Source organism: Comamonas sp. Y33R10-2 (assembly GCF_019355935.1).
Classification (GTDB): Bacteria; Pseudomonadota; Gammaproteobacteria; order Burkholderiales; family Burkholderiaceae_C; genus Comamonas.
Window position 1 is genome coordinate 2,339,832 of sequence record NZ_CP079925.1, and the last position, 21,535, is coordinate 2,361,366.

The following is a 21,535-nucleotide window of genomic DNA, read 5'->3' on the forward strand; positions in this document are numbered from 1 at the left end:
AAACTAGCCCTCAAGCCGGGGTATTCTTGGCAGTTCAGCGACGGTCAACACAGCTCAGGAGATGTGATGGGACGCAAGATCAGCAACAGAGACAGGGTCAAAAATGTTTGTGGAAACGTTGTTCTGAATCGGCTGCCGGATTTACCGGCATCCCTTAGCACCATGCTGATTCGCGGCCGCCAAGGGAAGCTGCCAAAGGCTGACTTGCTGCAACTCAAGCAATGGGCACAAGACATGCAAAAGTATGCGGCGCAGCTGGGGCTCTATGCCGACGTAGCATCCAAATATGACTATCTTCGCGTCAATTTTTTCATGAATGAGCCTGATGGCCACTGCGCCATTCATGTCAGCGGCCCCAAGCAGCTTGAGTTACTGGGTGAAGCTCTTGAAGCCTGCAGCGCCACAGGCTCATACAAGCGACACAAAAGACTAAATAAACCTCAGCGCAAGAGCAACCGGGCGCAGGAAATTTAGAAAATCTAGCCATGAATCTAGCCATCAAAAAACGGGCCTAGGCCCGTTTCTGAAAATTCACTTCTAAAAGCGTTTTACTTATTTCCCAGCCAAGCAACGCTGTTGAGGAAGATGCGCACCAGTTCTGTCTGGCGACGCACGCCCGTCTTGGAAAAGATAGAGCGCAGATGAGCACGAGCCGTGTTGCGGCGAATGTTCAGTGCTTCTGCCGCTTCTTCCAGCGACAGGCCATTGGCCAATTGAATCGCCAGCGAAGTCTCAGCCGGTGTCAGCTGAAACAACTGCTGAGCGAGCTTCAAAGGTGGATCAGCCTTGCCGCCGGTGTCACGCACAAAGACGGCAACGCTGGGGCGCTGCTTGCCTTCTGTCCATTCATCGGGCGAGATGCTCTGCACCACCACACCCCAATTGAGCTGACCGGACTGGCGGCTGACCGACATGCCTTCCGTCATCGACAAACGCGAGACTTGGGTATGCATGAGCGCATCTTTGATGAGGCGCTGCATCTTGCGGTTGTCGTTGGCGTAATTGGCTTCCAGCACGCCGCCGGTGATCTTCAGGCCGTCCTGCATGTCCAGAATGCTCGCTGCTGCAGGATTGCACTCCAGCACCAAACCGTTTTGGTCGAGAATGACCACGCCCACCATTAGCTGAGCCGTGGCCTTGCTGTACAGCGAGATGACTTGACGATCTTGATTGACCGACAAGTGCAGATTCAGCGCACGCTTGATGTGCGGCAGCAGCATGGTGCCAAAGGCGCGCTCTTGCTTGGTGAAAGCGGGAGATCCTTCAGGACGCGTAATACGCAAACCGTAGACACAACTGTCCTTGGTCACGATGTCTGCGGCCATCACGTGAAAGACCTGCATCTGCTTGCACCAGTCGTTGTAGTACGACGAGGCACGCCACTCTGACTCGGGCATCACATCACCGACCGTCACAATGCGATCGGTAGGCATGTTGCGAAACGGGCTCATGCTGATCTTGGGACTGTTGGGAACCAGATCGCGGCGGTCACCCGCCACAGAAACAATCAGCCCAACATCGTCCGCAGATCCTGGACGCACAATCAAAGACGCGTAATTGCCGCCTAACAGCAGGCGCAAGGTTTCCAGAAAAGCCTTCCAGCCTTCAGGATCCATTGCAGCCTCGTATAGCAGGCTAATCAGTGCGCTGAATTGCTCAGTCGTTACCAGCGGAGCTTCAGCAGCCACTCGCACAGGAGCCGGTTTATCGAAGATAGGCACATCCTTCATCACGCAAGCCATAGAGCTTGGCGAGTAAGCGGAGAAACTCATCTTGGCGAAAGCACTGTCCATCATTCTCATCTCCTTAATTGAAGATTGTTTTCAGGGCAGTTCAATTCAGCTCAAACAAACCAGCAGCACCCATGCCGCCGCCAATACACATGCTCACTACAACAAAACGAACACCACGGCGACGACCTTCCAGCAGGGCGTGGCCTACCAAACGCGCGCCCGACATACCAAAGGGGTGACCGATAGAGATTGCGCCGCCGTTGACATTCAGGCGGTCATCTGGAATACCCAGCTGATCGCGGCTGTAGATCACTTGGCAGGCAAATGCTTCGTTGATTTCCCACAGACCAATATCACCCACCGTGAGGCCATGCTGCTTAAGCAGCTTAGGGATAGCGTGCACAGGACCGATACCCATTTCATCGGTACGGCAGCCTGCCACGGCCACGCCGCGGTAAGTACCCAGAGGAGCCAAACCACGGGCGCGGGCTTCATCAGCGCTCATCACCACACAGGCACTAGCACCATCAGACAGCTGCGATGCATTGCCAGCTGTGATGAACTGACCTTCTGGTACCCACTGGCCGTTTTTCCACACAGGCTTGAGTTTGGCCAGGCTTTCCAGCGTGGTGTCAGCGCGGTTGCCTTCGTCACGGGTCAGCGTCACTTCTTCAGTGCCGGTGACGTTGCCTTCTTTATCAAACAGCTGCTTGACGGTGGTCAAAGGCACGATTTCGTCGTCGAACAGGCCCTTGGCCTGAGCGGCGGCCACGCGCTGCTGGCTGCGCAGCGAGTATTCATCCTGCACTTCGCGGCTGATGCCGTAGCGCTGGCTGACCAGCTCAGCCGTTTCAATCATCTGAATGTAGGCAGTGGGATCTGCAGCCAGCACGGCCTTGGACTGTGCACGGTGCGAATTTTTGTACTTGTTTTGCACCAAAGAGATGGACTCCAGGCCACCAGCCACGGCAATGTCCAGCTCGCCGGTCATGATGCTCTTGGAGGCCGTGGCAATGCTCATCAGGCCCGATGCGCACATGCGGTCAATGACCATGCCGCCCACGGACTCTGGCAGACCCGCGGTGTAGCCGCACAGACGCCCCAGGTTGTAGCCCTGTGTGCCTTGCTGGGCAGCGATACCCAAAATGACATCACCTACATCCTCACCGGCCACACCTACCTTGTTCAGTGCCGCACGAATGACGTGACCACCCAGCACCGGAGCCTCGGTGTCATTGAATGCACCGCGGTAAGCCTTGCCAATGGGGGTACGTGCCGTCGAAACGATGACTGCGTCTTTCATATCTCTGTCTCCTAACTAACTGTTCGTCGCGCCCTGAGCAGCTTGCGCTGCCCTGATCGAGGTCGGCCACTCTGTCGGCGGCTCATCCCTCTTTACAAAAAATGCAAACGCTGCCGGGACAGCTGTTTGCATTCACTCAATTTTCCCGGATAAAAAACAGTCTGCTGATCGTTTCGACCACGCAGCCGGGTTTGTCCTGACCTTTAACTTGCACTGTTATGCGCACGGTCACTTGAACGCCATCTTCACCACTAGGGTTTGCACCGACGACTTCACCACTACCGCGCACCCAAGAGTCCACCAGCACGGGAGACGGGAAGCGCACCTTCTCGCAGCCATAGTTCACGCCCATCTTCAGGTTTTCATAAACCACGAGTTGGGGCAAAAACAAGTTGGCCAAAGACAGCGTCAGGTAGCCGTGCGCCACGCAGGCACCAAACGGGCCGCTCTTGGCCTGCTCGGGGTCTACGTGAATCCACTGGTGGTCACCCGTGGCATCGGCAAACTGGTTGATACGCTCTTGCGTGATCTGCACCCACTCGGTCTCGCCCAACTGGCGGCCGACCGAATCGAGCACCGCAGCAGCAGAGCCAAACACCACTTTTTCAGCAACAGCGTTCATAGATCAAGCCCTTTGCGAGCTGACGGACACCACTTCGCCCGTCATGTACGAGGAGTAGTCGCTGGCCAAGAAAATCATGACGTTTGCCACTTCCCAAGGCTCGGCACCTCGGCCAAAAGCTTCTTTTTCAGACAGCTTGGCCAGCAGCTCTTCAGAAGCCGATTTCTTGAGGAAAGCGTGGATGGCAATGGAAGGAGCCACCGCGTTGATGCGGATACCAAACTCTGCCGCTTCCAGCGCCGAGCAGCGAGTGAACGCCATCACACCGGCCTTGGCCGCTGCGTAATGCGCCTGCTCGGTCTGAGCTCGCCAGCCCAGCACCGATGCGTTGTTCACGATCACGCCCTTGCCGCGTGGCTGCATCACCTTGAGCGCTGCGCGTGTCATGCGGAATGTGCCGGTCAGCGTGATGTCGATGACCTTGGCCCACTCGTCGTCGCTCATGTCGACAACCTTGCAACTGGTGCCCATGCCTGCGTTATTGATCAGCACGTCGATGCCGCCCATGAGGCTATCGGCTTCGGAGATCAGTGCCTGCACCTGCTCTTCCTTGCTCACGTCGCAGAGCTTGCCGAAGACCTGAGTCAAGCCCGTATCTTTCTTGATCTGCTCCACCGCCTCAGCCAAGCGACGCTCGTGAACGTCAGAAATCACCAAGGCTTTGCAGCCTTCCTCTGCTGCACGTTTTGCAGCAGAAAAACCGATACCAGCACCGGCAGCAGCGGTAACGAGCACAGTCTTGCCCTTGAGCAAGTCGTGGGGAGCAACGTAAGAAGGAGCGCTATTCATGTGTCATCTAAGGGAAGTTAAGTTCATCTTCAGGCTCACGCTGCACTGCAACATCGTCACTTTGGACGATAGGCTATTCCCTAGTGTCGTCCTACGGACATTTCAGAGGTAGAAAAGCTGCAAAAACTCTCTGGTTAACCCGAGGTTCGCAGCATTTTCAAGATCACCTATCAGCGTATCTACCTACTCCGAAAGGCGGCAGCGCGGCCCACAAAAATCAGCGGGGCATGCCTAGGGCGCGCTCAGCCATGAGGTTCATCTGAATCTCATTGGTGCCGGCGTAGATCGTGTCCGCGCGGCTGACCAGCCACAGCTGCTGCAATGCAGCAAGGGTTGGCTCCTTGAGTTCCAGCTCACCTTGCTCGCCCAGCACATCCATGGCCAGCTCACCCAGATCGCGGTGCCAGTTGGACCATGCGTACTTGGAGACCGAGGCCACGCGGAAGGGTGTGTCCTCACTGCTCGAGCGCAGAGCATGGGCGCGCAGAGTCTGCAGACCCATATCTGCCTTGGCAATGCGCTGGCGAATCAGCGGATCGCGGGCCGTGCCATTGCGCTTGGCCAGATCAATAATCAAATCCAGCTCATAGCGGAAATGCGCCTGCTGGCCCAGCGTGGATGCTCCGCGCTCGCAGCCCAGCAAGTACATGGCCACCTTCCAGCCATCGCCCACGGGGCCCAGATGCAAAGCGCCATCGGTGCGGGCACCGTCGAAGAAGACTTCGTTGAACTCGGATGTGCCGGTGATCTGGCGAATCGGCCGCACTTCCACACCCGCTTGCTTGATAGGCACCAGCAGCAGCACCATGCCGGCATGGCGGGCGCTGGCCACAGGCACGCTGGCTTCTTCGGTGCGGGCCAGCACAAAGACCCATTCAGACTCGTGTGCCCACGATGTCCAGACCTTTTGGCCATGAATCACCCACTCGCCCGTGGCCGGATCGCGGTTGGCCTTGGTGCGAATGGCCGCCAAGTCTGAACCCGCGCCGGGCTCGGAGTAGCCCTGAGCCCAGTAGTCGGTGCCCGCCAAAATGCCGGGCAAAAAACGCGCCTTTTGCTCTGCCGTGCCAAACGCCATCAGCGTGGGGGCCAGCAGTGTCTCGCCAATGTGACCGATACGGCCGGGGCCGCCACTGCGCACATATTCTTCGTGAAAGATGACTTGCTGCGACAACGGTGCATTGCGACCGCCGTAATGCACGTCCCAGCCCAGCCCCGTCCAGCCGCCCTTGGCCAGCTCCTGCTCCCACTCCTTGGCAAGCTGTGCGTCATAGCCCTCGGCACCCAGACCACTGGCGTGCTTGAGAGGTGCGAACTTGCCCGTCAGGTGCTGGGCCATCCATTCACGCACTTCAGCGCGAAAGGCTTCATTGATTTCTGATTCCTGCATGTTCATGCTGCCTCCGTCACGCTCTCGTCCAACAAACGCGCTGCTACTTGCTCGCGCCACTGCTCCACGGTCCCCAGACGCTGGCTGGCAGCCTGCGCACGGCGGAAGAACAGATGGGGATCAAACTCCCAGGTAAATCCCACACCGCCATGCAGCTGAATGCTTTCACGCGTAGAAAAGAGAGCGGCTTCTGCAGCATCTGTGCGGGCTTGCGCTGCAAAATAGGTCAGATCCGTTGCATCACCAGCGGTATCAGCTATGAAAGCTGCAGCATAGACTGCAGAGCGCGCTGTCTCCACCTTCACCAGAATCTGCGCTGCGCGGTGCTTGACGCCCTGAAAGCTGCTCACGGCCTTGCCAAACTGCTGGCGCTCTTTGGTGTAGTCCACAGCCAGATTCAGCGCGCGGTCAGCCACGCCGACCTGCTCAGCAGCCAAACCGATAGCTGCCAGATTGCGGGTCTGCACCCACAGCTTTTTGAGCGCATCGCCATGCATCAGCACGGCAGCGCCAGTCAGGCTCACATTCACTGCGCTCACATTGGCGCTGCTGCGTGTGGCATCCACCGTTGTCAGTGCCTGCACGCTCAGGCCTTGGGCCTTGGCGGACACTTCCAGCAAGCCCAGCGATCCGCAGGGCAGCGTGGCGGGCAACAAAAACACATCAGCGTGCGAGCCCGAGCCGACTTGGCTCCACTGACCGTTGAGCAGCAGTTGGTCACCTTCAACCTTCACTGTCGCGCCAGCAGGCAGCTCGCCACGCACCGTCATGCCCAGCACGCAGATCTGGCCCGATGCGGCCAGACGCTCCACAACTGGCAAGCCTTGCTCAGTCTGGCTCAGTGCCTTCCACAGCGGAGTCACGGCAATGACCGCATCAAAAAACGGCACGCAGGCCAGGTGGTAGCCCATCTGCTCTTGCAGCAGCACCAGCTCGCGCCAGCCAAGGCCCATGCCGCCTGCGGCTTCGGGCAGCGCTACGCTGCACCACCCCATGTCCACCACCTCTTGCCACAGAGCGCGGTCTAAGCCGCCTTCTGTTTCAGAGACTTTGCGCACCTGCGCCGTGGTGCTTTTTTCCTGCAAAAACACCGCCGCGCTTTCGGCGATCATTTTTTGTTCTTCGTTCAGACTTAAATCCATGATGGCTCGCGTCCTGCGTTTTTATTGAATAACCAGAGCCGGGCACCGTGACCCGGCTGCTCTCTTACCGGTCCTGCAATCAGGTTCCGTAGACCTTTTGCGGGGCCTTACCTTGCGCAATCAACTGATCAACCACAGCAGTCAGCTCGGAAGGTTCCCAACGACCTTGCTTGTCGTTAATGGTGCCGGTGAACCAGCCATCCGCCACAGACAGCTCGCCGCCCTTGGATTCAAAGCAACGGCCCGTCACATGCTTGGACAGGTTGCTGCCCAGCCACACGACGATGGAGGCCACGTTCATGGGGTCCCACACGTCAAAGCCAGACTCAGGCTTCTTGACCATATCGGGCATGGCGCCTTCAGTCATGGAAGTGCGCGCTGCCGGTGCCAGGCAGTTGACGGTGATGCCGTAGCGGGCCAGCTCGGCCGCTTGCACCAGTGTCAGGCCAGCGATACCGGCCTTGGCAGCGGCGTAGTTGCTCTGGCCGATGGAGCCTTGCAGGCCCGCGCCGGAGCTGGTGTTGATGATGCGGGCATCCACATCCTTGCCAGCCTTCTTCTGGTCACGCCAGTAGCCGCCAAACACCTTGGCCATGCAGAAGTGGCCACGCAGGTGCACGCGCATCACCATGTCCCAGTCTTCTTCGGACAGGGACAAGAACATGCGGTCACGCAGCACACCGGCGTTGTTGACGATGACGTTCACATCGCCAAAGGCTGCCAGCGTGGCATCCAGAATCGACTGCACGCCAGCCACGGTGGTGATGTCACCGGTGTTGGCAATGGCCTGGCCGCCTGCGGCCTTGACTTCATCGGCCACAGCCTGAGCTGCTTCGGCGCGAATGTCGTTGATCACCACATTTGCACCTTCTTGCGCGAAGGCCAGCGCATAAGCGCGGCCCAAGCCACCGCCTGCACCGGTGATGACGACGGTTCTCTGGTTGCAAATACCCATTTCTTTCCCCTTTTGCTTGCTATGCAGACTGGGCCAAGCGGCCCGCCTGCGCTCTTGAAATTACGCTTTGAAAACGGACAGATCAGGTTGACGACCTGCCCATGGAATGCTTTGCTCCAGCTGAGCTGCCAGTCGCAAAAGACGCCCCTCCTGCCCAAAACGCGCAGCAAAGTGCGCGCCTACCGGAATGTTGTCGGCGGTCCAGTGCACTGGCACAGACATGGCCGGCTGGCCGCTCATATTGAATAGCGCTGTATAAGGCGAGGAGTTCATCGCCTCGGGCATGAAAGTCTCAAACGGCTGATTGAGAGATAACTTGCCCAGCAGCGGTGTGGGTGCTGCGGTGGTCGGAGTCAGAATCAGATCGTATTGATTGAAGAACTGATCCAGCAGCCGGCCACCTGTGTCGAAGCTGGCACGCGCCAGATACATTTGCTCGGCGGTGTAAGTCTTGGCTTTTTGCAGAGAAATCCAGTCCAGCGGCTCCACCTCATCTTCACGCACTGAACGGCCCAGCAGCTTTTCGCGCTGGCTGATGGTGACCATCATTCCCACGGCCGTCATCACACCCATGCCTGTAAACATCTCGGCCACAGGCAGCTCTGGCATGGCCTCATACACCTCATGGCCCAGGTCCTGGCAAGCCTTTACGGCCTTGTCCAGTGCGAGCTGGCAGTCCGGATGCACGGGTACGCCAAAGTAGTTTTTCCGCCAGACTGCAATGCGCAGCTTTTTCTCTGGCCGGCTCAAAGCCTGCAGATAACTGCCTTCCACATCTCGCGATGGAATGACGCGCGATCCGTCTTCTGGCCCTGCAGTCAGGTCCAGCAGATGGGCGCTGTCACGTACCGTGCGGCTAACCACATGGTTCATGGATAAGCCCATCCATCCTTCCATATTGACCGGGCCTGCAGGCAAGCGGCCACGGCTGGGCTTGAGACCAAATACGCCGCAAGCGGACGCCGGAATGCGAATGGAGCCACCACCGTCGCTGGCGTGGGCCACGGGCAAGATACCCGCAGCAACCACAGCTGCCGCGCCGCCGGATGAGCCACCGGCGCTGTGCTTTGCATTCCAGGGATTGCAGGTGTTTCCGTACAGCAGAGATTCCGTCGTAGCTGTCTGACCAAACTCTGGCGATGCCGTCTTGCCAAAGATATTCAGACCCGCAGCCTTGTAGCGCGCCACCAGCGTGCTGTCGTACTCGGCCACAGCACCTTTGTAGAAACGGCAGCCATTGGTGGTCACCGTGCCCTTCATGTACTGGTTCAAGTCCTTGATCAGGAAGGGTGTGCCCCACATGGGCGCTTTTTCCGCCGCCGCTGCGCGGGCAGCTGCACCCAGTGCAGACATTTGCTTGGCCAGGTCACGAGCCAATTCATAGTCTTTGATGACTACGGCATTGAGCTTAGGCAAGGCTTCTGTGCGTGCGATGGCAGCATCCAGTGCCTCCAGAGCAGTGACATCACCACGGCGAATCTGCTCAGCCCATGCATATCCATCAAGCATCTGTAATTCCTTTTTTCCCTTGGCCATTGCAGGTATTGCCGGCACTGCCGCTGCACCCATCACAGCAGCAGCTCCTTGAATAAAGCTGCGCCTATCCATACCCTGATTCACTGTCTCCATGCTCTCGCTCCTCTTGACGCTAGACATTCAAGCCTTGAGTGCAGACAGATCAGGCATGCTATGCGCCCACGGCAAAGCCTGCTCCAGCTGAGCCGCCAGACTCAGCAAGCGCCCTTCGCCACCAAAAGGCGCAACAAAGTGAGAGCCGACAGGGATGTTGTCGGCAGTCCAATGCAGTGGCACGGACATGGCCGGGTGACCACTGATATTGAACAGCGAGGTAAAGGCCGAGGAATTCATGGCTTCAGCGGCATAGCTCTGGTAAGGCTGATCGAGTCGCAGCGCGCCGAGCATCTGAGCAGGCACAGCTGTAGTGGGTGTCAAAATCAAGTCGTACTTGGACAGAAAGGCATCAATCAGCTGCCCCGCCTTGTCAAAACCTGCGCGGCCGCGGTACAACTCTAGCGCTGTCGCCTTTTTGGCGGCCTGCAATGCAGCCCAGTTGAGCGGCTCCATCTCGTCTTCACGCACCGCACGGCCCAGCTGCTTTTCACGGTATTCAATGCCGCTGAGCAGGCCTGCAGACATGGCCGGCCCCATGCCGGCAAAGATTTCTTCCACGGGCAGATCGGGCATGGCCTCTTCGAGAATGTGACCCATGGCTTCGCAGGCCTTGGCTGCGTTGTCAACAGCAGCCAGACAATCGGCATGAACGGGAATACCGAAGTAATTCTTGCGCCAAATGGCAATGCGCAGCTTACGTTCTGGCTTTTGCATCGCCTCGAGATAGCCGCGCGGTGCATCCGAAGGTGGGCGCACACGCGACCCAAACTCAGGACCTGCGCTCAAGTCCAGTAGCAAGGCGCTATCGCGCACGCTGCGGCTGATGACGTGGTTGACCGACAGACCGGTTGCACCATCAAGCGAACCTGGCCCAGCGGGCACGCGACCACGGCTGGGCTTGAGGCCAAAAAGGCCACAATGCGCAGCCGGAATGCGGATGGAGCCGCCACCATCGCTGGCGTGGCCCACGGGCAGAATGCCCGCAGCGATCACGGCGGCCGTGCCGCCAGACGAGCCGCCTGTGGTGTGCTTGATATTCCACGGATTGAGCGTAGCGCCATAGAGCTTGGACTCTGTGGTGGTGGTCATACCGAACTCAGGCGAGGCCGTCTTGCCAAAGATGTTGAGACCGGCTGCCTTGTAGCGCGCCACCAAGGTGGAGTCCTGCGTGGCAACAGCATCTTTGAAGAAGGCGCAGCCATTGCTGGTCACGGTGCCTGCCATGCTCATGCCCAGATCCTTGAGCACAAAAGGCAGTCCCCACAGCGGCGCTGAGTCCGTCGCCTGCTTGCGCGCATCGCGGCCCATGGCCGAGATCTTCTTGGCGTGCTCGCGGGCTTGTTCATAGTCCTTGATGACCACGGCATTGAGCCGGGGCAAGGCTTCAACACGGGCAATGGCTGCGTCAAGCGCCTCCAGAGGCGTCACGTCGCCTTTGCGAATTTGCGCAGCCATTGTGATGACATCGGCCTGTGCGCTGGGCTGCACCGTAGTCTTGGCGCTGGCTTGAGCCGCTGGCAAGGTCACTGCCACGGCTGTAGCAGCTGTGGCTGCTGCACCCATGAGAAATTTTCTGCGCTCTGCATCTGCTGCGTTGTCTTGCATGTCTTTGTCTCCGTTGATATTTTTTTGGATGACTTGCTTAACCGCTAACCTTTGTCTCTTGCCTTCGACTCCACGCAATGCAGGCACCCACAGGTGCCCGCATGCCTATCATCAAAGTCGCTCGATGATGGTCACATTGGCCTGACCACCGCCTTCGCACATGGTCTGCAGACCGTAGCGACCACCTGTGCGCTCCAGCTCGTGCAGCAGCGTGGTCATGAGCTTGGCACCCGATGCACCCAGCGGGTGACCCAGTGCAATCGCGCCGCCGTTGACGTTGGTCTTGGCGTGGTCGTAGCCGGTTTCCTTGAGCCAAGCCATGACCACAGAAGCGAAGGCTTCGTTGATCTCGACCAGGTCAATGTCAGCCATGGTCATGCCGGCCTTCTTAAGCGCGAACTCAGTCGCAGCGATGGGCGCAGTCAGGTGCCAGATGGGGTCATCTGCGCGCACGCTGATATGGTGAATGCGGGCGCGAGGCTTGAGGTTGTAGCGTTTGAGCGCTGCCTCAGAAACCACCAGCACGGCCGCGGCCGCATCACAAGTAGAGCTAGAAACTGCTGCAGTGATGGAGGGGTAGGTAGGGTCGACCGGCTCCAGTGTGGCCATCTTCTCCAGCGTGCTCAGACGGGCGGTTTCGTCCATCTTGAAGTCGTCAAACGGCACGATTTCACGGTCAAAGCGACCTTCGGCAATCGCACGCAAAGCGCGGTCATGGCTTTCCTTGGCAAACACTTCCATATCGGCACGACTTGCGCCCCAGTGGTCGGCAATGCGCTGCGCTGCGTAGAACTGGTTGACGGGAGCGTTGCCAAAGCGGGCCTGCCAGCCCTTGCTCTCGGCAAACGGCGTGGTGAAGCCCAAAGGCTGTCCAGCCAGCATGGCCGAGGAGATTGGAATCGCGCTCATGGTCTGTACGCCACCGGCCAGCACCACATCCTGCGTGCCGCTCATCACGGCTTGCGCCGCGAAATGAATAGCCTGCTGGGACGAGCCGCACTGGCGGTCAATCGTGGTGCCGGGCACGTTCAGGGGCATGCCTGCGGCCAGCCATGAAGTGCGGGCAATGTCACCGGCCAGAGCGCCGATGGTGTCCACGCAGCCAAAGATCACGTCGTCGTAATCAGCGGCAGGGATGTCATTGCGCTCCACCAGCGCTTTGATGACATGAGCACCTAGATCGGCACCATGCACAGCGGCCAAGGAACCCTTGCGCTTGCCAGTAGGCGAGCGCAGTGCGTCAACGATATAGGCTTGGGCGCTCATGCAGCCACCTCTTCAGCAATGTTTTTGATAGCAGCTTGTCCAGAGAATTCGCGGGCACAAGCGCTTTCTCTGTCAAAAGTGGCTCCGGGGCCTACGGGCGCATTGGGGCTGCGCAGCAAACCTTGAGTCAGGCGAGCCGAGTGATAGGCCTTATCGCCCCATGCAGCATCCAGCACCCAAGCGCGCTTCATGAACATCTGCAAATCGACTTCCCAGGTGTAGCCCATGGCGCCATGTACCTGCAGGCTGTTGCGCGATGCAAACCAGCTCGCTTCGCTGCACTGCAGCTTGGCGTGAGAGATGCGCACGGCCAGATCAGCCTCGTTGTGCTGCAGCGCATAAAAAGCGCGGTACAGAACAGGCTTGGCAAATTCAATCTTGGTAACCATGTCTGCCAGATGGTGCTGCACCGCCTGAAAGCTACCGATGACCTTATCGAATTGCTTGCGCTGAGCGACATAGTCCACCGACAGGTCCAGCATGCGCTGGGCCAGACCCACCATCTGGGCGGCAGCAGCCAGAGCGCCACGCTCACCAGCGGTATCCCAGACCTTCTGACCCTGAGCGCCATCAAGCACGCGGGTTGCCTCTGTTGCGGTCCAGCTAACCTTGGAGAGGCGACGCGAAGAGTCAATGCTCTTGAGTGCTGTAATTTCGCACTGATCAGGAGTCAGCAGGTGCAGCTCCAGACCCGTTGCTGTGGCTTGAGCCATCAGCAACACATCGGTGTTTGCCGCATCAGCAACAGTGCCATTAGTTGGGTGACCCACGGCCACGCGGCAGCTGCCGCTGGCGATCTGGGACAGATAAGCGCGGGCAGCGTGGCCCTGCGGCAAAGCTGACAGCATGCCCACTGCCACGTAAGCGGTGTCGGTCACCGCATCAGGCAAAGCGTAGTAACCAATTTCCTGCAGCAGCAAAGCCCAGTCAATATCGGCCATGCCCATGCCGTCATCGGCTTCAGGCACGGACAGACCCATCAGGCCCTGCTCAGCAATCTTGGCCCACAGCTCTGGCGAGCGACCGCTCTCAGTTTCCCAGATGTCGCGCAGCAGCTCAGGGGCGGCTTCGGTCATCAGAAAACGACTGACTGAGTCACGGAATGCGATTTGATCTTCGGTAAAGGTGAAGTCCATGGTGTTCTCCCTGCCGATCAGGATTTGGGCAGACCCAGCATGCGCTGGGCAATGATGTTGCGTTGAATCTCGTTGCTGCCCGCGTATATGGGGCCCGCTTGAGCAAACAGGAAACCTTCAAGCCAGTCATTGGCTTCTTCGTCATCGATCAGCTCTGCACGCTGACCCAAAATGCGCATGGCGGTTTCGTTGATCAAGATGTCCAGCTCGGACCAGACAATCTTGTTCGTGCTCGCTTCAGCACCGATTTGCGCGCCCTTGTTCAGGCGACCCACGGTGTGGTACGAAGACAAGGTGTAAGCCTCAGCCCCCTGCCATGCGCGCAGCACGGCATCACGGATGGAGTGGTCACGGTCAGCATCGGCCTGATTGCGCAAGTACAAGTCCACCAGCTTTTGAGCACTGCGCTGATAGCGTGCAGGAGAGCGCAGCAGCAGACCACGTTCAAAACCAGCAGTTGCCATGGCCACATGCCAGCCCTTGCCTTCGGCACCAATCAAGTTCTCGGCAGAGACTTCCACGTCATCGAAGAAGATTTCAGCGAAATGCTCGCGGCCATTGATGGCGCGGATGGGGCGCACGGTGATACCGGGCGTGTTCAGAGGCACCAGAATGTAGCTCAGGCCGTGGTGACGGCTGGAGGTGGGGTCGCTACGGAACAGGCCAAAAACCCAGTCTGCAAAGATGGCGCGGGTGGACCAGATTTTCTGGCCGTTCAAGATGAACTTGTCACCCTGACGCGTGGCACGGCTGCTGATGGCCGCCATGTCAGAGCCTGCATTGGGCTCGGACCAGCCTTGCGCCCACATGTCATCACAACGGGCCATGCGGGGCAGAAAGCGGGCTTTTTGCTCAGGCGTACCAAACTCCATGATGGTGGAGCCCAGCAACAAAATACCGTTCTGATTGACGCGTGCAGGTGCATCGGCGGCCCAGTATTCTTCTTCAAAGATCAGCCACTCGGTCAGATCGCAGCCGCTACCGCCCAAATCTTTGGGCCACATGACGGCGCTGTAACCGGCGCCTGCCAGCAGGGCTTCCCATGCACGGTGCTGCTCAAAGCCTTCGCGCGTGTCGTAGCTTTTGAGCCGCTCTTTGGGTACATTGTCCTTGAGCCAGGCGCGCACCTTGGTGCGAAAAGCCTTTTGCGCAGGGGTGTAGGTCAAATCCATCTTGTTGTCTCCTCGTTGCGCTTGGCGAATCAAAATTTGGCGTCGCGCTTTTCCACGAAGGCGCTGCGCGTCTCGGCAGAGTCGGGGCTCATATAGGCCTGCAAAGTGAAGCCTTGCTCCCAGCGGTATTTGTCTTCCAAGTTGCCGTCTTCGATACCGGTCAGCGCCTCTTTGGCGATGCGGATCATGGCAGGGCTCTTGGCGGCAATCTTGTTGGCGATTTCCATGGCGGTATCACGCAGTTGCTCACGGGGCACGACACGCTCAACCGCACCCAAGCGGTAGGCTTCTTGCGCGCCAATCATCTCGCCGGTAAAGAACAGGAAGCGGGTTTTTTGCACACCAAACATGCGCTGCAAATGTGCCGCGCCGCCCATGGCACCGCGGTCCACTTCGGGCAGGCCGAAAGTGGCGTCTTCAGCCGCAATCACGATGTCGGATGCGCCGCAGATACCAATACCGCCACCCAGCACAAAGCCGTGCACGGCAGCAATCACCGGCACTTTGTTCAGGTGCACGGCCTTGAACGTGGCGTAATTGCCTGCGTTCACATCAATGATGAGCTTGTCGTTAGTGGCCAGCTCTTTGATGTCCACACCAGCGCAAAAGCCACGGTTTTCAGCACGGATCACGATCACGCGCACATCAGGGCTGTCGCCCAGCTTCTGGATCTCTTTGGCCAGCCCATACCAGCCAGCAGCATTCAATGCGTTCACGGGAGCACGGTCAATCACCAGCTCAGCCACACCGTTGTCGTGAATTTGGGAGTGAAATTGTTGAATCGACATAGGTCTCGTTGACTTGTTGTTCGTTGGTTGTTACGCAGGGGTCACTGCACTTAATGCGTTCAATGCATCGCGGCGTTCCATGGCTTGGCGAACAATTCCGCCAATCACGTCTTCGCAGCTATCGAGCTTGCCAATCAGCGCGGCCACTTGACCGGAGGACATCACGCCATCAGCCGGATTGCCATCCACCATGGAGCGCTGCAGCAGCATGGGGGCGTTGGCCGCCATCACGGTCTGGGCCACAGAGGAGGAATCCTCACGCATGGCCTTCATGAAGATGCTTATGGCTTGACTTGTGGTCATGCCAGTTTCTGCCTTCCACTTCAGCGCCAGATTCAGCGCAATGCGCAAGCGCTTCATGGGGCTGGCTTTTTCCAGCACGGACAGGTATTCGTTAGGAATCATGCGCTGGGGCATGCCGTCGACCAGATGCGAGACGGCAATCTTTTCGGCGTCTTTGGCGGCTAGGTAGCGCTGCAGCGTGGCTTCAGGAACCTTGGAGTCGCTGGTCATCAAAAAGCGGGTGCCCATGGCAATGCCCGATGCGCCAAAGGCCAGTGCAGCCAACAAACCACGACCGTCGTAAAAGCCGCCAGCAGCAATCACGGGCACGCTGACCGCATCCACCACCTGCGGCAGCAGCACCGTCGTGGGCACGCTGCCCGTGTGGCCGCCACCTTCACCGCCTTGTACGGTGATGACATTCGCGCCCATCTCAATGGCTTTTTGCGCATGCTTTAAAGCACCCACGGTGGGCATGCAAACGATGTCGGCATCACGCAGGCGGCCAATCACCTTTTTGTCCGGGCCGCGGCCATAGCTCACGGCGCGCAGGCGGTACTTCACAGCCAGATCCAGCAGCTGATCAGCATTAGGCTGGAACATGTGAAAGTTCAGGCCAAAAGGCTGATCATCTGTTTCGCGCTTGACGCGCAAAATTTCGGCCTCAATCTTGTCGGCGTGAATCGTGGCACCGGCCAGAAAGCCAAAGCCACCGGCGTTTGTCGTACCGATCACCAGATCAGCACCGGCTACATAGCCCATAGCGGTCTGGATGATGGGGTAACGGCACCCTAGCAAGTCACAGATAGGGGTGCGCAGGCTTGCCATGTCGTTCATATTGCTCATGCCTTTGACTCTTCTTTGTTGGCTTTGACCATGGACTTGGCGTCTTGACCACCGAGTTGCCCCATGCCCATAGTTTGGCTATGCGCGTGTGCAAAGTGGTGATAGCCAAAAGCCATGTCCATCGTGGCGCGCAGGCCCTGCAGGTCCTCGGCCTTGTTGACCACCATCTTTGTGAGCGCCATACCCAAGCGGGGCTGGGCTGTCAGTCGCAGGGCGATGGCATCGACTTGCTCTTGCAGCTCTGCGCGCGGCACTACGCGGTTGACCATGCCCAATTGGTAGGCTCGGTCTGCGGGCATGCGGTCGCCCAGCAGCAAAAATTCTTTGGCGATGCGGGGGTGCAGTTCATTGGCGTGGGCAAAGTACTCCACACCGGGGATGCCCATGCGCACCACGGGATCTTGAAAGAATGCATCATCGCTGGCCACGATTAAGTCGCAGACCCAAGCCAGCATCAAACCGCCCGCCACGCAGGCGCCCTGCACCATGGCGATCATGGGTTTGGGAATGTCGCGCCAGCGGCGGCACATGCCCAAATAAACCTCTTGCTCGCGGGCGAACAATTGCTCGCCACCGGGCTTGTTGGTGTGATCCCACCACAGGTGCGCACGCTCAAAAGGCTTGTTGATGTCTCGACCGGGCGTGCCAATATCGTGGCCCGCGCTAAAGTGCTTGCCCGCACCGCGCAGCACGATGACCTTGACGCTATCGTCATCAGTCGCCTTGCGGAAGGCAGCATCCAGCGCATAGGTCATCTGCGAGTTTTGCACGTTGTTAAACGTGGGTCGGTTCATGGTGACCGTGGCAATGCCGTTGTCCACGCTGTAGAGCACGGGCTCATCAGTTTCGTAGACGGCCTTGTCCTCGCGTGTCACAAATTCGCTGGAAGCTGCGTTTTCCATATCAGGCTCCCATGGCCGTAGCGCGCAGATTGTGCGGATCGAGTTGCGCCAGCAAAGCCAGCTGCTCGGGTGTGGGGTCCGCAGTTACGCCGACGTTGGCTGGAATGTGGATAGGGAAACCCGTCGCCTCTTTGACTTGTTCCAACGTCACACCGGGGTGCAGCGACAGCAAGCGCACTTGATGGTCAGGACCACCAAAGTCCATCACGCACAGGTTGGTAAAGATGAAGCGGATGTCGGTGGTTTCTTCCAGCGTCCAGCCCTTGGCCAAACGTGCAGGGTTGTAACCCACCGAGCCCACGTAATCCACCTCGCCATCGACAAACACTTTGATGCTGTGGTTAGGCACAAAGAAAGAGTTGGCGTGGTTGATGGAGTTACCCGGAAAACCGCGCACACCCAGCATCATCGATTTGGGACGTGCATAGTCACCGCCCACCATGGAGATGTTGCCTTGACCAAAGCGATCCACCTGAACGGGGCCCACCATGGCGTGGCGCTTGCCACCCCAGACGTTATCGAAAATGCGAGAAAAACCCATCCAGCTTTCACGCTTGATTTGGTACTCACCACGGGGACCGACAGGAACCGGCTCGCTCACCACCCAGGCTTCGGAGTCCGTCATCATCAAATCCGTGTTGATAGACTTCATGCACAGCGAAGCAGCCAGACGCGGCACCAAGCCGATGCCGGTGGCCAGAACTTCGCCATCATTTTCCCAAGCGCGTGCCGCGGCGCAGATGACGCGATCAACCAATGCAATTTCACTCATCTTTGCCTCCTTAGAACACGGGAAGGGGCAGGCGCTTAATTGCGTCCATACCACCGACTTTTTCTAGATATTCCTGCTCCGTGCACTGCACGTACTTTTGCTGGTATGCGTCCCAGCCGCCCTCTTCCTTGCTGCTTGCCACGTATTCCTTGAAATGCTTGGCATCAAAGCCATACGCAGGTGCGCAAGATGTAGGGTGAGCACCGCCGGGCAGGTGAACCACGCCCGTGGTTTCTGAGCGCTCCCAGAACACCAGGCGAGCCGCATCAGCCGACTCGAAAGTGCTGGACTCCACCAGCTCATCGCAGCTGACATAGGTGTTAGTTGCAGCGCGGGCGAACAAGTCGTCCATATAAATATCGGGGCCTGCGATCTGGCAAACGCCACGCGAGTCAGCGCGGTCCACATGCAGCAACGCTACATCGAGCTTGATGGCGGGCATGGCCAGCCATTGCTTGCCGTCATACGGAGAATCAATCAGCTTGATGCTCTTGTTTTGCTTGAGCACATCGGTACCCAGACCCACGCGGGTGGGGATGTAAGGGATGCGCATACCGGCAGCCTTCAAACCCAGCACCATGTGGCCTTCATCGATTTCCATCACTTCGATGGCGCCGCTTTGGCGAGCCTTGCGAAAGTAAGGCTCCAGCGGAATGAAGTCCAGCGAGACAAAAGCGAAGATCAACTTCTTGACCTTGCCAGCGGCGCACAGCATGCCCACATCGGCACCGCCATAAGCCACCACGGTCAAATCTTTGACGTCGCTGCGCAGCAGCTCGCGCACCAAAGCCATGGGCTTACGGCGCGGGCCCCAGCCACCAATACCAATCGTCATGCCATCCTTGATGGATGCCACAACGTCCTTCGCTGTCATTACTTTATTGGCCATGTTTCAAGCCTCCTATTAGTTGTTTTCGGGGGGGCGACCGACGGAGAAATCGTGACCCCAGAGGCTGACGGTCGTGAACTCGTGCGTGATGTGGTGATCCCAATCGATGATGGCGCCGCCGTAGCCAAACTCCAGATCGAAGTTCGAGGGCGTCTTCATGTAAAAGGAAATCATCTTGTCGTTGGTGTGCTGACCCAGCGTGGCCGAGAGCTTGGTCTGGCTCTTTTGCATGCGGTCCATGGCGCGGCCCACTTCGGGCATGTTGTCCACCTCAACCATCACGTGCACGCAGCCCGATGGAGAAGGGAACTCAGCCAGCGCCAGGCTGTGGTGACGCCCGTTGGCGCAGTGGAAGAAGTGAATGCGAACGGTCGGGCCTGCATCGCCAGCAGGCTTGAAGTTGTAAATATCCGAGAGGCCAAAGCCCAGCACATTGCGCACAAAGGCCACGGTCTTATCAAAGTCAGGGGCGGGCAGCACGGTGTGGCCCAGGCCATAGTCACCCGTGATGAAGCGCGATACGCCTTGGGGCGATGCGAAATGCGTGAAGTCGGACTTGAAGCCCCAAACGATTTCGTGGCGGTTGCCCGAGGGATCCATCACGATGACCAATTGCTGCACCTGACGCTTGGCACACAAAGCGGGGCTGCCCATTTCATAGGGCACATCTGCAGCTTCCAGGGCCTTAAGCGCTTGCTCAAAGGCTTCCTTGTTAGCCACTTCCCAGCCCGATGCTGCGTACTTGTCTTGGCTGCCAGGCTGGACCTGAAAGCGGAACTGACGCTCGTCCATCTTGATCAGCAGATCGCCATCAGCAGTGGTGCTGGGCATCATTCCAAGCACATCGCGTGCATAGGTAACCCAGCGATTCAAATCAGAGCTCTCGGCGACAACGTAAGCCAGTCCACGTATTTCCATCATGATGGCGGGGCCTCCAACCCAAATCTTGTGTAGTGATGGAGAAGATTCTGGTTCTGACAAGGCTTAGCAACATCGTCCATTGAGACTAACGATTTGCCATTTTTTGCTGCAAATTTAATAGCGCAACCTCTAATAAATAAGAGCACTTCAGGGCAATAGGACTAAACCCTTTCACCCATTTGAGGTAGTACGACTCTGGGTATCAACCCTCATAAAAAAAGGCCGCACTTCACAATGGAAATGCGGCCAACACGATGAACCTTGTAGGGATCAACCCGAGGGCTGATCAGCAATCTCTTAATCAGGCAGCCTGAACCTCATCAGCCTGCGCATAGTCGTTGTAGCCCTTGGCACCAGCGGTGTACAGCGTGTTGCGGTCAAATTTACTCAAAGGCAAGCCCAGGCGCATGCGCTGCACCAAGTCTGGGTTGGCAATGAAATGCCGCGCAAATGACACGGCCTGCCCCTCACCTGCCTGCAGCGCCGCTTCTGCGCTTTCCCCATTAAAGCCGTCGTTCAGAATCAGGTTGGCGCCAAAGTTCTCACGCGCCAGCTTGAAGGCATCAATGGAGGGCTCAAACAGCGCACGCATCACGTGCAGGTAAGCAATGCCCAGCTTGGCGGCTTGGCGCATCAGCTCTGCATGGGTGGCTGCTGAGTTTTCATCGGATGTGTCGTTAAAGGTATTGCCGGGGTTCAGACGCAGGCCCACGCGATCAATGCCAATCACATCCCCCATAGCACCCAAACACTCCGCTGCAAAGCGCGCGCGGCTGGCAGCGTTGCCGCCGTACTCATCAGTGCGCTGGTTGGTACTGGAGTGCAAAAACTGCAGGCTTAAATAACCACTGGTGCCGTGCAACTCCACACCGTCAAAGCCAGCATCCACAGCGCGCTTGGCCGCGGCGGCATGCTCGGCAATGGCTTTGCGAACCTCTTCAGTACTCAAAGCATGGGGCACGTCGAAGTCCTGCATGCCTGCAGCATCGGTCCAGATCTTGCCCTGCGCCTGAATGGCTGAGGGCGATACCGAGCGCACGCCCGCTGGCTTGATCTGGCTACTACCAATACGGCCTGAATGCATGATCTGCAGCACGATGGAGCCACCGCGTGCATGCACAGCATCTGTCACCTTGCGCCAGCCGCGCACATGCTCGGCGGTTTCAATACCGGGCTGGCGGCAATAGGCTTGACCCGTCACTTCAGGCCATGCGCCTTCAGCCACGATCAAGCCGGCATCGCCGCGCTGACCATAGTGCTCAGCCATGATGTCCGTAGGCATGCCATCGACATCAGCGCGGTTGCGCGTCATGGGGGCCATGACTACGCGGTTTTGCAGCGCAATCTTGCCAAACTGGGTAGGTGTAAAAAGCATTTGATTCATACCCAA

The 21,535-nt window shown here is 58.2% G+C and carries 20 protein-coding genes; 1 reads left to right on the top strand and 19 read right to left on the bottom strand.

Translation table 11 applies throughout. The features are described from left to right. The first annotated feature begins 162 nt into the window (after positions 1–162). Positions 163–474, top strand: coding sequence for a hypothetical protein (locus KUF54_RS10400; RefSeq protein WP_219342740.1), 312 nt, complete (start codon positions 163–165; stop codon positions 472–474). 74 nt (positions 475–548) lie between these two features. Here the strand turns inward: KUF54_RS10400 and KUF54_RS10405 are convergent, their stop codons facing one another. The 19 genes from KUF54_RS10405 to KUF54_RS10495 all read right to left on the bottom strand — a co-directional run bounded on the left by KUF54_RS10405 (position 549) and on the right by KUF54_RS10495 (position 21,529). Then, a complete protein-coding gene (locus KUF54_RS10405) occupies positions 549–1,796 on the bottom strand; it encodes a helix-turn-helix transcriptional regulator (protein WP_219342742.1) in 1,248 nt (415 codons plus the stop codon). 37 nt (positions 1,797–1,833) lie between these two features. After that, the gene (locus tag KUF54_RS10410) at positions 1,834–3,036 is read right to left on the bottom strand and encodes an acetyl-CoA C-acyltransferase (protein WP_219342743.1); all 1,203 of its coding nucleotides are present in this window, start codon (positions 3,034–3,036) and stop codon (positions 1,834–1,836) included. A 136-nt stretch (positions 3,037–3,172) separates the two neighbouring features. Beyond that, positions 3,173–3,658 carry a MaoC family dehydratase gene (locus tag KUF54_RS10415; protein WP_219342745.1) on the bottom strand — a complete coding sequence of 162 codons (486 nt, stop codon included), beginning with the start codon at positions 3,656–3,658 and terminating at the stop codon, positions 3,173–3,175. A 3-nt stretch (positions 3,659–3,661) separates the two neighbouring features. After that, complete coding sequence (locus KUF54_RS10420; RefSeq protein ID WP_219342748.1) at positions 3,662–4,447, bottom strand: SDR family oxidoreductase; 786 nt, start codon at positions 4,445–4,447, stop codon at positions 3,662–3,664. Between the two features lie 217 nt (positions 4,448–4,664). Beyond that, positions 4,665–5,843 carry an acyl-CoA dehydrogenase family protein gene (locus tag KUF54_RS10425; protein WP_219342752.1) on the bottom strand — a complete coding sequence of 393 codons (1,179 nt, stop codon included), beginning with the start codon at positions 5,841–5,843 and terminating at the stop codon, positions 4,665–4,667. Then, complete coding sequence (locus KUF54_RS10430; RefSeq protein ID WP_255576026.1) at positions 5,840–6,979, bottom strand: acyl-CoA dehydrogenase family protein; 1,140 nt, start codon at positions 6,977–6,979, stop codon at positions 5,840–5,842. Before KUF54_RS10430 ends, KUF54_RS10425 begins: the two co-directional genes overlap by 4 nt. 79 nt (positions 6,980–7,058) lie before the next feature. After that, positions 7,059–7,934 carry an SDR family oxidoreductase gene (locus KUF54_RS10435; protein ID WP_219342755.1) on the bottom strand — a complete coding sequence of 292 codons (876 nt, stop codon included), beginning with the start codon at positions 7,932–7,934 and terminating at the stop codon, positions 7,059–7,061. A gap of 60 nt (positions 7,935–7,994) precedes the next feature. Then, entirely contained in the window at positions 7,995–9,590 is a 1,596-nt protein-coding gene (locus KUF54_RS10440; protein ID WP_219342760.1) for an amidase, read from the bottom strand. Next, positions 9,591–11,171 carry an amidase gene (locus KUF54_RS10445; protein WP_219342762.1) on the bottom strand — a complete coding sequence of 527 codons (1,581 nt, stop codon included), beginning with the start codon at positions 11,169–11,171 and terminating at the stop codon, positions 9,591–9,593. Between the two features lie 111 nt (positions 11,172–11,282). Continuing rightward, positions 11,283–12,437 carry an acetyl-CoA C-acetyltransferase gene (locus KUF54_RS10450; RefSeq protein ID WP_219342765.1) on the bottom strand — a complete coding sequence of 385 codons (1,155 nt, stop codon included), beginning with the start codon at positions 12,435–12,437 and terminating at the stop codon, positions 11,283–11,285. Next, positions 12,434–13,573, bottom strand: a complete 1,140-nt coding sequence (locus KUF54_RS10455) for an acyl-CoA dehydrogenase family protein (protein WP_219342767.1) — start codon at positions 13,571–13,573, stop codon at positions 12,434–12,436. The genes KUF54_RS10450 and KUF54_RS10455 overlap by 4 nt, the downstream gene beginning before the upstream one ends. A 17-nt stretch (positions 13,574–13,590) precedes the next feature. Next, positions 13,591–14,745 (bottom strand): acyl-CoA dehydrogenase family protein, encoded by a 1,155-nt coding sequence (locus tag KUF54_RS10460; RefSeq protein ID WP_219342771.1) that lies wholly within the window; start codon positions 14,743–14,745, stop codon positions 13,591–13,593. 29 nt (positions 14,746–14,774) lie between these two features. Further along, positions 14,775–15,533, bottom strand: coding sequence for an enoyl-CoA hydratase family protein (locus KUF54_RS10465; RefSeq protein ID WP_219342778.1), 759 nt, complete (start codon positions 15,531–15,533; stop codon positions 14,775–14,777). A gap of 30 nt (positions 15,534–15,563) precedes the next feature. Continuing rightward, the gene (locus tag KUF54_RS10470; protein ID WP_219342780.1) at positions 15,564–16,661 is read right to left on the bottom strand and encodes a nitronate monooxygenase family protein; all 1,098 of its coding nucleotides are present in this window, start codon (positions 16,659–16,661) and stop codon (positions 15,564–15,566) included. Then, a complete protein-coding gene (locus tag KUF54_RS10475; protein WP_219342782.1) occupies positions 16,658–17,563 on the bottom strand; it encodes an enoyl-CoA hydratase in 906 nt (301 codons plus the stop codon). Before KUF54_RS10475 ends, KUF54_RS10470 begins: the two co-directional genes overlap by 4 nt. Before the next feature lies 1 nt (position 17,564). After that, positions 17,565–18,335, bottom strand: a complete 771-nt coding sequence (locus KUF54_RS10480; protein WP_219342785.1) for a CoA-transferase subunit beta — start codon at positions 18,333–18,335, stop codon at positions 17,565–17,567. 10 nt (positions 18,336–18,345) lie between these two features. After that, positions 18,346–19,224 carry a CoA transferase subunit A gene (locus KUF54_RS10485; protein ID WP_219342791.1) on the bottom strand — a complete coding sequence of 293 codons (879 nt, stop codon included), beginning with the start codon at positions 19,222–19,224 and terminating at the stop codon, positions 18,346–18,348. A gap of 15 nt (positions 19,225–19,239) precedes the next feature. Beyond that, complete coding sequence (locus tag KUF54_RS10490; RefSeq protein WP_219342793.1) at positions 19,240–20,145, bottom strand: VOC family protein; 906 nt, start codon at positions 20,143–20,145, stop codon at positions 19,240–19,242. Between the two features lie 301 nt (positions 20,146–20,446). Next, on the bottom strand, positions 20,447–21,529 hold the full coding sequence (locus KUF54_RS10495; protein ID WP_219342798.1) for an alkene reductase: 1,083 nt from the start codon (positions 21,527–21,529) through the stop codon (positions 20,447–20,449). Between the last annotated feature and the right edge of the window lie 6 nt (positions 21,530–21,535).